At 39.1% G+C, this 13,662-nt stretch carries 10 protein-coding genes, 1 rRNA gene and 2 pseudogenes; 6 read left to right on the forward strand and 7 right to left on the reverse strand.

Annotated elements, in window-relative coordinates:
• Positions 1-160 precede the first annotated feature (160 nt).
• A 5S ribosomal RNA gene (rrf, locus tag BLT94_RS20340) occupies positions 161-277 on the forward strand.
• 455 nt (positions 278-732) lie between these two features.
• Here the strand turns inward: rrf and BLT94_RS22430 are convergent.
• Positions 733-2,742: pseudogene (locus BLT94_RS22430) on the reverse strand (TonB-dependent receptor).
• Positions 2,743-3,221: 479 nt separating this feature from the next.
• Positions 3,222-4,315: pseudogene (locus BLT94_RS20360) on the reverse strand (IS3 family transposase).
• A gap of 348 nt (positions 4,316-4,663) precedes the next feature.
• On the opposite strand from BLT94_RS20360, the gene BLT94_RS20365 reads away from it, so the two are divergent.
• The 3 genes from BLT94_RS20365 to BLT94_RS20375 all read left to right on the forward strand — a co-directional run bounded on the left by BLT94_RS20365 (position 4,664) and on the right by BLT94_RS20375 (position 7,190).
• Positions 4,664-5,077: an ADP-ribosylglycohydrolase family protein gene (locus tag BLT94_RS20365; protein WP_245743200.1), complete on the forward strand. Its 414-nt coding sequence runs from the start codon at positions 4,664-4,666 to the stop codon at positions 5,075-5,077.
• 501 nt (positions 5,078-5,578) lie between these two features.
• Positions 5,579-5,929, forward strand: coding sequence for a zinc ribbon domain-containing protein YjdM (locus BLT94_RS20370; RefSeq protein ID WP_092238315.1), 351 nt, complete (start codon positions 5,579-5,581; stop codon positions 5,927-5,929).
• A 334-nt stretch (positions 5,930-6,263) separates the two neighbouring features.
• Positions 6,264-7,190 carry an ABC transporter substrate-binding protein gene (locus BLT94_RS20375; RefSeq protein ID WP_092238318.1) on the forward strand — a complete coding sequence of 309 codons (927 nt, stop codon included), beginning with the start codon at positions 6,264-6,266 and terminating at the stop codon, positions 7,188-7,190.
• A gap of 130 nt (positions 7,191-7,320) precedes the next feature.
• Here BLT94_RS20375 and BLT94_RS20380 read toward each other — a convergent pair whose 3' ends face one another.
• Genes BLT94_RS20380 through BLT94_RS20390 form a run of 3 tightly spaced genes read right to left on the reverse strand, consistent with a single transcriptional unit; the run spans position 7,321 to position 10,350 of the window.
• Positions 7,321-8,505 carry an ABC transporter substrate-binding protein gene (locus BLT94_RS20380; protein ID WP_092238321.1) on the reverse strand — a complete coding sequence of 395 codons (1,185 nt, stop codon included), beginning with the start codon at positions 8,503-8,505 and terminating at the stop codon, positions 7,321-7,323.
• A 53-nt stretch (positions 8,506-8,558) separates the two neighbouring features.
• On the reverse strand, positions 8,559-9,380 hold the full coding sequence (locus BLT94_RS20385; RefSeq protein ID WP_092238324.1) for an ABC transporter ATP-binding protein: 822 nt from the start codon (positions 9,378-9,380) through the stop codon (positions 8,559-8,561).
• Position 9,381: 1 nt separating this feature from the next.
• On the reverse strand, positions 9,382-10,350 hold the full coding sequence (locus BLT94_RS20390) for a FecCD family ABC transporter permease (protein ID WP_245743201.1): 969 nt from the start codon (positions 10,348-10,350) through the stop codon (positions 9,382-9,384).
• 430 nt (positions 10,351-10,780) lie between these two features.
• On the opposite strand from BLT94_RS20390, the gene BLT94_RS20395 reads away from it, so the two are divergent.
• On the forward strand, positions 10,781-11,278 hold the full coding sequence (locus BLT94_RS20395; RefSeq protein WP_092238329.1) for a methyltransferase family protein: 498 nt from the start codon (positions 10,781-10,783) through the stop codon (positions 11,276-11,278).
• A gap of 2 nt (positions 11,279-11,280) precedes the next feature.
• Positions 11,281-11,736 (forward strand): MarR family winged helix-turn-helix transcriptional regulator, encoded by a 456-nt coding sequence (locus BLT94_RS20400; RefSeq protein ID WP_092238332.1) that lies wholly within the window; start codon positions 11,281-11,283, stop codon positions 11,734-11,736.
• 197 nt (positions 11,737-11,933) lie between these two features.
• Here BLT94_RS20400 and BLT94_RS20405 read toward each other — a convergent pair whose 3' ends face one another.
• Both BLT94_RS20405 and BLT94_RS20410 read right to left on the reverse strand, forming a co-directional pair.
• Positions 11,934-12,785, reverse strand: a complete 852-nt coding sequence (locus BLT94_RS20405) for an MBL fold metallo-hydrolase (RefSeq protein ID WP_092238336.1) — start codon at positions 12,783-12,785, stop codon at positions 11,934-11,936.
• A gap of 20 nt (positions 12,786-12,805) precedes the next feature.
• Positions 12,806-13,489: a histidine phosphatase family protein gene (locus tag BLT94_RS20410; RefSeq protein ID WP_092238339.1), complete on the reverse strand. Its 684-nt coding sequence runs from the start codon at positions 13,487-13,489 to the stop codon at positions 12,806-12,808.
• Between the last annotated feature and the right edge of the window lie 173 nt (positions 13,490-13,662).

The raw sequence follows: 13,662 nt of genomic DNA on the forward strand, positions 1-13,662 counted from the left end.
CTAATAGGTCGTGAGGCTTAGCCACTTTTTCCACAGATAACTTTGAACGCTTTAATGCAAACATATTAAAATTTACTGCAACTTATTATAAATTTAAGGATTTATCGGACATGTAACCCCATTAAAAAATATTCAAACGTCCGGGATCCAGCCATCTTAATCCGGTGGCTATGGCAAAGAGGTCACACCCGTACCCATCTCGAACACGGAAGTTAAGCTCTTTAGCGTCGATGGTACTGCATGGGAGACTGTGTGGGAGAGTAGAACGCCGCCGGATTATTCTTTAAAAAGCCCTGATCATTATTGCAATGGTCAGGGCTTTTTGCGTTTTGTGATTTTTTTTTAAAATTGCAACAATTGTAAAGCTCCTTTTGATTACATAATGAATGGAAAGCTTTCAGTTTAGATGTCCTGATATGAGGAACCGTGTAAGGCCCCGTACGCAAGGTTCTGTGGGCGAAAGGAGGTGACTTTCTCCGAGCCGATTAAAAAATAGTTAAGTGCGCTTTCCACCTCCAAAATGTCAATGCCTATCACAAAAGGTTTACGTCTGGATGAAACGGTTTTATGTTGTTGCAACAAAGTATCTGTCAAATTATTTTGAATGGCGGTGTTTACTTGAAAAGCACCCAAAGATATCATCAGAGTTCTTGCTTGGCATTTCGCTGGGGCAATTTCAACAATTAAAGTAAACAAAGCCGCTTCATAAAAGCGGCTTTGTTTTATAATGCATTAAAATTTAAAATTTATTTCTGCAGAACAAACAGTGCCGGGATCTTCATACATATAGTAGGCACGATAATTTTCATCAAAAAGATTATCAATGTTCATGGATACGTCCACCATGTTCACACATCCCCAGGAAACTTGAAAGTGTTTAGTGGCTTTTATGTCAACCACAAATGACTCGTCCATCATCAGATCCACAGTAGCTGAATTATACCTGGTATTATTGTCATTTGTGTACTGGTCGCTGAGATATCTTACAAACAGACCAATCGTGTAATTATCCTGTTTTTTGTAATTTATACCAATGTTTGCTTTGTGTCTTGGGCTGAAGGGAAGATAATTGCCTTCCTGTGAAGGGTTTGCAGGATTTTTATCAATTGTTGCAATATTATATGTGTAGTTTACATCCAGTGTCCAGTTGTCCGAAAGATACCATGCCATGGTAAGTTCGGTTCCATAGGATTTTGATCGTCCTATATTCTTGTTTACCCAGACATTATTTGAATCAAACCAGGATAAAATTTTATCATCCGTATAGGTGTAAAAGCCTGAAATATTGGACTGAAAAGAATTCCCAAACCATTTTTCAAGCCCCAGTTCCCATGAGTGTGTATTTTCCGATTTAAGATCAGGATTGGGTTGCCGGGGATTTCCACCTGAAGTCCTGTCGTCATAGAGTTGACTGGATGTTGGCGGTTTAAATCCCATGCCTTAGTTGCTCCAGACTGATAAGGCATTGGAAAAATTATATCTGATTCCAAAGCTGGGACTCCAGTTGTCATCTGTTCGATCTACAGGGTTGGAATCGATAAAATTACTGAAATAATTATCATAATTTTTCCAGTGGTCATAGCGAAGCCCGGCTGTTATCGTCATGGCTTCAACAGGCTTGAAAACATCCTGGATATACCCGGCAAGGGTTCTGACCTTATACTCATTTACTTGTGATAGATTATTGGTGAGCCAGGTACGGTATTCCTGTTCTGTTTCCTGTTGATTGTAATAGAAACCACCGGTAACTTTGTTTTTGCTTCCCGCATCCGCAGTAACGCGCAATTCCATGGGAGTTTCATAATAATCCGTATATCTTTTTTGATTGGGATCATAGTTTGTTCCTCCGTTATCATACAAATGCAAAAGATCATCATAGCGAAGCCCTGCATATGCCTTGAAAGAAATATGGTTTGAAATATTATGATCCCAGGCAAGTGCTGTGAAATGCCTGTCCCAGTCACCTCCCACATGGGGCCGTCCCCTTGTGTACCGGTCTTTGAAAAAATTATACAATAAGGATATCTTGGAGTCTTTGTTTATATCATAGGCTGTGTTCAGGGAAAATGTTTTTTTGTCATAATCGCAGTCATCTATCATTGTAACACTTTGATTTACCTGGTTTTTAACGATATTGCTGCCGTCGGACTCTTCGTAAGATGCGGCAAGGGCATATTTGAACTTGTTAAATCCTCCTTGTGCATCGCCCTTTAAATTCCGGGTATCAAACCTGCCATACCCAAGTCCGAGGCTGCCGCTTTTTTCTTTTTTTCCCTCCTTAAGAATTATATTTATAACACCGCCGCTTACATTGGCACCGTACAGGGCTGATGCAGGACCTCGTATGATTTCAACTCGTTGAATATTTCCCGGGGGAATTGCCTGGGTGATTTCCCAGTTTGTGGGGATGCCGTTTACAAGAACGGCGGTTGCATCGCTTCCAAGTCCCCTTATGTTGGGGTATGAGGGAAATGGAGCATATGCCCGCCTGAGTGTTATCCCTGGAATGGAACGTAATATATCTCCAATGTCTCCATTGGGCAAATTGTGAGCCTTGATCTGATCCGAGTCTATGATGGTTATGGAAGCTGGAATATCTTTTACCAAAGTTTCATATTTGTTTGCGGTAACAACAACAGTATCAAGTCTGGTTGCCCGGTCCCCCTCCACAGTCGTCCATCCCGGCGCTGCAATTACTATGCTTAAGATAACAAGTATTAATATGCTGATCAGTTTTTTCATTTTTCAGTCTCTCTCCTTGCTTTTTTAACAATAAATAAAATATTGACAGGCAGAAGCTTCCTGATAAATTTTTGATTTTATGAATCATGGTTGCTATAATTCATTTTCGGCGGAAGCTTTTGCCGAAAATATGGGAAGACGGCTTTGAACCCTGGTCCGGATCGGCTGTCTTCCCATCCCTTTTAAATATAAATTTACACAAACTCACACTATAGTGGACCCCAATGTCAAGACAGTTTTCCATAAAAATTAAGCGTCATTTTCCATTTGTAAAAACGTTCATAATCCTGTGTCAGGGGGACCATCGCTCAGATTTGCCTTGCCAACTAGCGGAAGTGGAAACCAGGCCCTGAGAATGGGCACCACAAAATCTGCTCGTCGGAAGGGGTTGGCTTCCGCTGGAGCGGGTTTTTGGATAATTGTTTTTATCATCCCACCGATCTCAACTGATTTTTACCATAATAGATTTCAGCTGGTGTTTATCCGTTAAAGCTCTGATGAGGTCGGTCATGGTTGTAAAACTCAAAGTATTTCTTCAGGGACTTGCGCAGCTGCTCAACGGATTGAAATTCGTTTACATAAATTTCTTCATACTTCACACTGCGCCATAGACGTTCTATAAAAATATTGTCCAGATACCGACCTTTTCCATCCATACTGATTTTAATGTCCTTATCTTTTAATACTTTTGTAAACTCGTGACTTGTGTATTGAGATCCTTGATCCGTGTTGAATATATAGGGGGTCCCATGACATCGCAGTGCCCTTTCCAGAGAGGATATACAAAATTCCTTGTCCATGGTTATAGAAAGTTCCCAAGAGAGGACATAACGACTATGCCAGTCCATGACCGCCGTCAAATAAACGAAACCACCAGAAAGTGGGATATATGTTATATCCGTACACCACACCTGATTTGACCTGATTACATCAAAATTTCTCAAAAGATATGGATACACTTTATTTTGAGGATGAGCCTTGCTGGTATTCGGCTTCGGTGCAATGGATTGAATTCCCATTTTCCGCATCAATCGCTGAACCCGTTTTCGGTTAATCTTATATCCTTTGCGTCTCATAATATTGCGCATTTGGCGGGTACCATAGAACGGATGATCAGTATATTCAATGTCAATGAGTTTCATTAGCTCAAGATTTTCAGGCGTTTCCTGTCCTGCCAAGTTCTCACGATAATAGCTGGAACGAGTGAGCCCTATCAGTTCACATTGCCTTTGAATACTGACTTTCGAGTGATTGGGCTGGATACGTTGTTTTTTCTCTTCAATGCTCATTAAAGGTGTCCGGTGTTTTTTTTTAACCAATCCAGTTCTACCTGGAGTTGGCCAACCTTTTGATAAAGACGGTCTCTTTCAATCTCGGTTTCTTTGGTTTGTTTTGCCTGGCTATTGCCAAATACCAATGGAAGGGCTTCTATTGCTTCCTTTTTCCATCGATTTACAAGGCTTGTATGAATACCGAACTCAGAGGCAATTTCATTGACAGTTTGGTTCCCTTTTATAGCTGCCAATGCAACTTTGCTTTTTAATTTATTACTGTGGTTTTTCCGTTTCAAAATGAACCTCTTTCTGGTTTCTGGACTGTTATATTTTATCTTAACACATTGTCCAGTTTTCGGGGTCCACTATACACAAAAAAAAACCACGAAGAACTGTTCCCTTAAAGGAAACAAGCCTTCGTGGCTTTTATTTGTCAATTCAAGTTATACAGATCAAATGATACAAATTCGAAGCAAAGAGTGTAAGATCTTCCTGATCCGGCTATAAACAATCTCCATACTTCAAACAGATGCTGATTTAAAATATGCAGCGATTCTTGTCAAGAGAAAATCAGGTATTGAATTCAGAGGCAATATCTGTAAATATTTATTCACCAGACTCATACCATGGGAGATAATAAGATAAAAATGAACAAAAAACGAACAATTGAGCATTATAAAGGTTGTCTGATGGGCGGTGCAATCGGAGATGCAATGGGCGCATCAATTGAATTCATGTCGATTGATCAGATAAAATCCATCTTCGGGCATGATGGATTGACAAATTATTCTCAAGCATATGGCAGGCTTGGCAACTTCACTGATGATACCCAAATGAGTTTATTCACAGCAGAAGGTTTGATTTTGTCAAAAGTAAGGCAGGAATACCAGGGCGCAGAAGGTATGATTTTCAGTGTTTATCATGCTCTTTTAAGGTGGTTGTTCACGCAGGAAACAAATCTTCAAGAATGTTTGATTCAGAGTCACGGAACCTGTTCGCTTATGGATGGGATATTAACAGGCCATAAAGAACTTTTTTCATTAAGATCACAAGGATTATAACATTTCAAACACACGGTTTTTGTATGCCGGGGATTCCTTTAGTATAGACAGTAGTCTGGATTTTTTCTGGCCTTCCTTTTCGGTTTGTCCGACATCAAAAAAATAAAAGCAAGATTACAAATGGTATCATTAATATTTTGAATATCTCCTGACAATTTCCATCAGGATAATTATCCTTGAGCCGGTTAGACTGGCTCATTGTTATTTTAAATTCATAACGCTCCTCTGTCACTGTTATTACCCATTGAGAACTTTGGAATTCATAAACTAATTGGAATACGAATTTTTCAAGCCTTTATTCTTGTCTTGACTTATATCAGGGGGGATCGGTAATATTCGTGACTTTGACAAACAAAAAGCAAGCTTCTATTCCTTTAACTACTTGACTCTCACTGTAAATACAAGTAATGAAGTCTTCATTTGTCTTTTATCGTGATAAGTGTTTCACTGTATGAGAAAAATATTTTAAATAAGTTTATACAATCAAATAGGAATTTTGCTATGTCAGTTGAAGAAAATACATGTCCCAAATGTAATTCACCTTATGCCTATCCCGATGGACTCCTGTGGATATGTCCTGAATGTACTCACGAGTGGACATCTGATCAGGCTTCTGATAAGCCCTCGGAAGATGCGCCACGATTCCTCGATGCCAATGGCAATCCTTTGCAGGATGGAGATACAGTCACCACCATCAAAGATCTTAAGGCCGGGAAGGACACAATTAAATTTGGTACGAAGGTCAAAAACATCAAACTCCTTTATGAATCTGTAAATGGCCACGATATTTCCTGTAAGATTGCAGGTTTCGGTGCCATGTACCTTAAATGTTCTGTTGTTAAAAAAGCGTAAAGGAAAAGGTTAAAACATCGGAAATGTAATTTGTTCTTTGGTTTTGATTCTTGGTGGCAAGAGAGGCAAGGCGATTAGCTAACACTCAAAACTACTTGCATTATCTTGGCTTCAATTTTTAACGGAAACCGGTTTTGATTTGCATCGGTATCTTAAAGATTTTATGGTGCGGGCTATATCTATGAAGTCCAGCATCAAATTCAGTTAACATTTATTAAATGCAGGTCTGAATTACTGATAAAATTTAGAAAGTAATTGACAAATTCCCGTATTTGCTTGCTAAATGAATCGGATAAAATATTTTTTTATTAAAAATGATTACATTGAGGAGCTAATGAATAATAAACCAAATATAAAAATCGGTTATTTGAATATTACCGACCATCTTATTCTAGGTGTTACAGAAAGAAAAATATTAAAAAGAGATGAAATATTTAAATATTCAAATATAGAGACTCGTTCTTTTGTTGATTGGGGAACCCTCAGTATAGCTTTTTCACGTGGGGATATTAATGCCGCCTTTATGCTGGCTCCATTAGCAATGGATCATTTTAGAAAGGGGGAAGATATAAGATTAATACTCCTTGGTCATAAAAATGGGAGTGTTTTAATTACCAATAAAAGTGCAAATATAAATAATATTAATGACTTTAAAGGCAAAGATGTTCTGATCCCCTTTCATTTATCAATTCACAATATGCTTTTGCACAAATTGTTAAAAGATAACAATATGGGAATGGGTATTGGTAAAGATGTTGAAGTACAAACAGTTGCCCCATCAAAAATACCTACTTATATGGAGATCGATAAACAGGGGAAAATCGGCGGCTTTTTGGTTGCAGAGCCTTTTGGTTCTAATGTGATAAAAGCAGGGCTTGGTGATGAATTTGAATTGTCAAAAAATATTTGGCCGGATCATCCCTGTTGTGTCTTGGTTATAAAAACAGATATCATTCGTTATTTTCCGGATGCTGTCCAGGAACTGACCAATAGTCTTGTAAAATCCGGAAAATTTATTAAAAATAATATAAAAGAAGCTGCAAGGATAGGTGTGTTTTTTCTTAATCAGGACATAGATGTTATTGAAAGAGTGCTTACTTCTCCGGCGGATCGCATTACAACAGATAACCTTATGCCACAACTGGAAGATTTCGAAAAAATTCAGGATTATATTACAAAAGAGATGGGTTCAATTCATGAAAAAATAAATTTAGAGGAGTTTGTCTATACTAAATTTGCTGAAGAAGCCGGAGCAACCTGATCGTTCATACACAATTTTAAAAAAAATTTAAAGAACTAAAAGATATGTGGTATGACATACATGCATCTGGCTATGGCTTCCGGCAAACTTATATCAGGACTATGATTTTACAGGCACTTGGATTGAGGATCTATTTTATCTCTTCCAAAGTCCAGTCCATCCATTGAACCGACCGTAATTTTTTTGCAGTCTCGTTGTCAACGCCATACACATTTTTGTAGAAGTCAAGGAGCCAGTCCGCAAGAGTGATGTCCTTGAATATATCAGGGTATGACGCCGTTGCGATAACCATTGCATCAATGGGATATTCAAGGCGTTTGGAGCAATTGCACGGTGACCATGGCAGCGCCGCGATTCTTTTGTTTCTTACCGCTTTTAAATCCTGAAGATTTTGATAATAAGGGGCGTTGTAAAGCTCTTTTGGCGGATGATATCCATAAGCCGTACACAACACAATAACATCCGGATCTATCTTGAGAATTTGTTCCGTATTTATTGTTCTGAAATATCCTGATTCCCTGTACGCATTTTTGGCATTTGCAATGGTTTCAATAAAAAAGGATTCTATGGTGTCAAGGCCGAAGATTTGTCCTGCACCCCCGTTTTTCCTGGCTCTGGGGGACAGGCCGAATATGATGGTGTTTTCTTTGTCTGATTCTTTGATCCCGTTTGTTCTGTCTTTAATGAATTGTATCTGGGCTTCAAGATAGTCAGATAATTCTTTTGTCTTTTTGGGGTTGTTAAATACGTTTCCGATGATTGATATTTCATTGGAAATTCCCGATACGGAAGGTTTTTCATGGCAGGTTGTACCATAAAGCACTATCACGGGGATACCGATTGACTCAAGCATTTCAATTGATTTTTGAGCGTTTTCATCATCAATATGTCTTAAAGTGCAGGAACCTATTCTGGCAAGAACAACATCGGGATTTGTTTTTACAAGTACTTCATAGTTTATAGGACTGCTTGATTGGCTGATGCACGGCAGATTGTTTATCCATGGATTCAGGTAAAACACAGGGTTCATACCATCGTCATATGTATGCTCTGTGCCGTCAACACTGGGAAAGGTGTATTGAAAATTTCTTTGAATACAGGATGAACCGACAGCAACAAGTTTGTCCTGAACACCGAACACTGTCATTATTCCCTCTACTAGGCCGTCACTTATTGTTGCGACTCTTTGAATATTTACGGGGATTTTTACTTCAACTCCCCGGCTGTCGATTATTGTTCTTGTCGTTGAAGCAAAACAAGAAGATTGAAACAATGCGATTAATATGAAAATAGCCAGATTAAACTTTTGGAACATAAATTGTGATTCCTGTTTCTGATATTTGATGTGTTTGATTTGCCAGCATATTTTTAATTTGCCAACTTCATGAACGACTCATCTGCTAAATTTTTTTCAAAGCATTTCAGATCGCTTGGAAAAATAACACGGGTATTATTTATTTTTTTTACATCGCACATATCTTCATAAATAAAATCAAGAGTTGCCTGTGTAATTACATCTTCGGGAGACCCTTGATTAACAATGCTTTTATTGTTTACAACAACCACTTTATCGCAAAACCAGGACACATGATTCGGGTCATGACTGCAGGCAAGAATTGTTACACCCCTGTCTGTTATTTTTTTCATGATTTTCCAGATTTTTAACTGGTTGGAGAAATCAAGGGCTGAAGTGGGTTCGTCAAGAAACATGATTTTTGTTTCCTGTGCGATTGCCCTTGCCATGAGAACCATTTGACGTTGCCCCCCGGAAAGCTGATTATATGTTTTTTTTGAAAGATGGCTTATTTCAAGCAGTTCAAGGGCCTCTTCGGTTTTTTGTATATCTTTTTTTCCAGTACCGAAAAAGCCCTTCAGATGAGGAGTTCTTCCCATAAGCACCACCTCTTTTACAAGGTATGGAAAAGGCGGTTTATGTTCCTGAGGGACATAGGCTACGACTTTGGCCATATCTTTGATTTTCAGGTTTTTAATATTATGGTTATCCATTCGGATCTCTCCTTTTTTTATTTTAAGAAGATTAAGGCAGCATTTGAAAAGAGTAGATTTGCCGCACCCGTTCGGGCCGAACAAACCACATAAAGACCCTTCTTTAACGGTAAAAGAGATATCCTTTAATATTGTTTCATTCAGGTGTGGATAAGTGAAATCCAGATTATTAACCTGAAGCATGTTAACCTCCAAATGCGGATGCGCCTCTTGATCTTATGAGATAAAAAAGATAAGGCGCTCCAAGAATTGATGTTATGATACCGATGGGTATCTCTGCATTGACAAGGGTTCGTGCTATGGTGTCGCAAATAATCAGGTAAATTGCCCCGAATATTGCCGACACCGGGATAAGAAAACGATGGTCCGGGCCCATAACCATTCTTGTTGCATGGGGCATCATAAGTCCGACCCATGCGATAATGCCAACGCAGGAAACTGCAACCGCAGTTGAGAGAGTGGCAAGGATTATAAACAGAAATTTAAATTTTTCCGGACTGACGCCAAGAGCTTTTGCTTCGTCATCACCCATGGATAAAATATTCAGCTTCCAGCTGTGGAGCCAGATAATTGAAAACGAAACAAAAATAATCGGAGAGATTAAAATGACATCATCCCAGTTTGCATAATAAAAGCCACCCATTAACCAGAAAACAATTTCCCTTAAAGCTGAATCCTGGGCAAGATATTTTATTATGCCTACAAATGCCGAAAATATTGATCCGATTATGATCCCGGCAAGTATCAGCATTATTATGGGCGTTTCACCCCGTGTGTGTGCAAGAAAATATGCAGCTGCAACGGCAATAAACGCAAAACAAAAAGCCAAAGCCTGTACTGAAAGAAAAAAACTTGGAAATAAAATTCCCAATGCCGCACCAAATGCAGCACCTGAAGAAATACCGAGAATATAGGGTTCAACCAGGGGGTTTTTAAAACATCCTTGAAATACTGCACCTGAAATGGAAAGTGCAATACCGACATTTATTGCCAGAATGATTCTGGGCAGTCTTATTTTCCATATGATTGTATTATGCAGACGATTTACAGATTCAATATCTGTAAAGGGCGATATATTAGCTGCAATAACTGAAAAAATATCTGAAAATTCGATATTAAAATTTCCACAGGTAATTGCAAATAAGGATGTCAAAACAAGGATTCCAAGAAAAATCAATATTAGAACAATTTTTTTATTAGACGATAAGAGTTTGAATAAAATAGATCTGTTTTGATTCAATGAACTTACTGTTATCACAATTTATCTCCAAATAAAGAAACCATAAAGATCATTTAATCTATTAACCTTCATGGTTTTATTAATGAAAAAAAATTAAATTTTATATCTGTGCAATAACAGCTTTCATAGCTGAAGGTTGATTTTCTACTAGCATTTTTGGATTGAAAATGTCAATATATAAAAATAGTTTCAAATTTATTTCAGCAGATTCTTGACGCTGAATGGTCTGGGAAAACAGGGTGAATTGGTTTTAATTGACAATCTACTTGTCAACTTGACAAAAAAATTGTCATAGTTTATGGTTGAGTAGATTAAACAGATAAAATATTGAAAGGAAATTAAAATGAGTTTAGAAAAGACCTGTTCCAAGACTCTGAATGAAGATTCCCCCAACGTAAACCTGATGCCCCCGACCGTGTTTTTTATTTGCCTTTTGGCGGGCGGTGTTCTTGAATTTATATATCCTCACAATATCGATATCCTTTTGGCGTCTGCGAACCTTATGACCGGAATTTTTATTGGCATCGGTGGTTTTATTTTCATGTACATAGGCCATGAAAAGTTCAAAAAAACCGGAACCAACGTAAGCACTAATCTTCCCGCCACTGAACTTGTTGTTCAGGGCACATATCGATTTACTCGCAACCCCATGTATTTGGGTGGTTCTATCTTTTTTATCGGCATCGGCTTGGCCGCAGGAAGTTTATGGATATTGGCCGCTTATCTGCCTTTGTTTTTATATTTATCATACTATGTCATTCCACATGAGGAAGCTTATATGGAAAGAACTTTTGGTGAAGAGTACATACAATACTGTCGGAAAGTGAGGCGGTGGATATAGTCATGACATCTCACGTTTCTGAAATTAAACCAGGGAAAATTATTCATAATCTGTTTTTGGAAGTCTTTGCGCTGCATGACGTCTTGTTCGGCATTATGGATAAGGTACATGAGCAGGCCGGGCTTGCCACATCCCAGCATAAGGTTATTCTGGTACTTACTCATACCGGGCCGGTAACTGTTCCTGATATTGCAGACCGGCTGGGTGTTTCCCGTCAGTTTGTTCAAACAGTCTGCAATCAATTGTCCTCCCGGGGCTTTTTGCAATTTATAGACAATCCCCGCCACAAACGTTCAAAATTGGCGGTGTTGACTGATCCGGGCCGGACAGCCTTTCAGGCGGCCCGGCAAAAAGAAAATGAAATCATTGAAAGGGCATTGCCGGATCTTGACCCTGAAAAAACGGCTCAGGTCTGCAGACTGCTGAAGACCATTCGTCAGAGTCTGCCGTCAGGATAATGCTGATGGGATTTTTTTATCTGCAACCCACATCGCTTTTCGGGTATTAAAGCATCGGATACCTGTGTCGATATCCAGAAGTTTTATTCATAATAACTGCCACGGGCAGACCTGGTATTTCATCCTGGTTTGCCCATAACAAAGCATGAAGGTATCTCTTTGTTTTACAAAGAGTTTCATATAAATATGAAGTGCGGTTAAAACTCCATACTCCATCCTGCATTGGCAAATGCAAACCGGTTCTTGAAGCGGTTGTGGCAGGCGGCTGCAGCCTCATTGCCCGTGCAGTGGGAAACGGCAATCAGTTTGAGGTTGTAGTGTTCAAATGCATCCATTGTTTTTTCAAGCTGTTGATCGGAGTTTAAAAATCCCAGGTGGGTTCCGCCGATAACCGCATGAAAGGATGTATACCCGGTTTTCTGGGAAAAATGGTTCATGACGTTCACGATGCCTGAATGGGCACATCCTGCAAGGATTACAGGTCCTGATGCTGTTTCAATCAAAAGAGATGCATCATCCAGTAACGGGTCAGGGATAAAGGATTGCCCCTGCTTGACCAGCAGACGGGTGTCGCTGCCTTCAAAGTTTGTCTTTCTTGGTATTTCACCGGAAAAAAAGATATCATCTGATATGGCTGAAAACTCTTTTTTAAAATGAAATTGAGCATTCATGTCAGCTTCAAGTTGCTCCTGGCTGAATCGAATGCCTATAAACGACTCTTTGTCCTTGTCTTCAACTCCCCTTTGAACATATTTTGGAGAAAAAATATCCGGATGTGCCCAGACTTCTGTTTTTTCGTTTCGAGGCATTAAATCGGCAAGTCCTCCGGTATGGTCAAAGTGGCCATGGCTCAGGACGATCTTCCTTATGCCGGCCAGGTCAATGTCAAGAACATGGGCATTGGCTTTTAAACATAAGCCCTGGCCGGTATCCAGCAAAATTTGTTCTTTGTTTTTTTCTATGAGGGCACAAAATCCATGTTCACCCATGATGCCCATTTTTTCACTGGCTCTGTTTTCGCATACAATTGTGATTTTTGTTTTTTCCAAAATGAGTTCCTTTGATTTTGTTATAATAATACCGGGCCTGCCTGGTGATTTATAATATAGTATTGATTTTCTTTTTCAAAAAATACGACCCCGTCAAGGAAGTCTACATCTCCTGAGGTTTCATGTTTGAGTCCCAATTTAAACTCTTTTAACACATAAATATTCCAGTCATGGGAAACACAGACAGCTATCCGGTTCTCATCAGATTTTTTTATCTGTTCAATCATAAATTCACTTAAACGGTTCGCGGTTTTTTCCGGGTTTTCCATGATCCTCTCGTCAATTAGCTTATCAAACCAGTTTCTCAAAAAAAGGGCATTGCCTTGTTTCTTAACCCGGTGAACGGTTTCGTCCATATCAATGACATAAAACGGTGTAAGCATCTCATTGGTGCAATTGTGGTCAAGGGTCTGGTTATGTGTTTTTGTAAAACCCTTATCAATCAAGTAAGCAGTTTCAATACAGCGCCCCAGAAAACTGGAATATAATCTTGGCAGGGGCGCTGATCGGAGGTCGGCACCGAACTCAAACGCATTTTTTTTACCCTCATCCGTTAATGTCATAAAGGGTTCCAGGTTTGCATCTTCAGTGAACATCCTGTCAGAATGGCGGACGAGGACACTGATTTTTTTTATCTTGTTATCCAGCAGATGGTTGATCGTATCAATAATCTGTCTTGGTTGTATTTTAGGCTCTTGTGTCATCAGTAAGGCGCTCCTTAAGCCTGATTTGTCTTTTAATTGAATAGATTTCATACTCTATGCTATATGAGCTGTCAACCTGGCAAATGCAGAATCACTCCGCACCACTTTTTCCGTTCCCGCCCATTTTAAAAATCTTGACTGTTTATGATTATACTATTAGTGCCCACCTTGGC

This window comes from Desulfobacula phenolica (genome assembly GCF_900105645.1).
In the GTDB taxonomy this organism is placed as follows: Bacteria; Desulfobacterota; Desulfobacteria; order Desulfobacterales; family Desulfobacteraceae; genus Desulfobacula; species Desulfobacula toluolica.

Excerpts from the sequence above, each read along its gene's own strand:
- BLT94_RS20385 (WP_092238324.1), bottom strand. The coding sequence starts at position 9,380 with ATGCTTCAGGTTAATAATCTGGATTTCACTTATCCACACCTGAATGAA.
- BLT94_RS20400 (WP_092238332.1), top strand. The coding sequence starts at position 11,281 with ATGACATCTCACGTTTCTGAAATTAAACCAGGGAAAATTATTCATAAT.
- BLT94_RS20410 (WP_092238339.1), bottom strand. The coding sequence starts at position 13,489 with ATGACACAAGAGCCTAAAATACAACCAAGACAGATTATTGATACGATC.
- BLT94_RS20375 (WP_092238318.1), top strand. The coding sequence starts at position 6,264 with ATGAATAATAAACCAAATATAAAAATCGGTTATTTGAATATTACCGAC.
- BLT94_RS20365 (WP_245743200.1), top strand. The coding sequence starts at position 4,664 with ATGAACAAAAAACGAACAATTGAGCATTATAAAGGTTGTCTGATGGGC.
- BLT94_RS20370 (WP_092238315.1), top strand. The coding sequence starts at position 5,579 with ATGTCAGTTGAAGAAAATACATGTCCCAAATGTAATTCACCTTATGCC.
- BLT94_RS20380 (WP_092238321.1), bottom strand. The coding sequence starts at position 8,505 with ATGTTCCAAAAGTTTAATCTGGCTATTTTCATATTAATCGCATTGTTT.
- BLT94_RS20395 (WP_092238329.1), top strand. The coding sequence starts at position 10,781 with ATGAGTTTAGAAAAGACCTGTTCCAAGACTCTGAATGAAGATTCCCCC.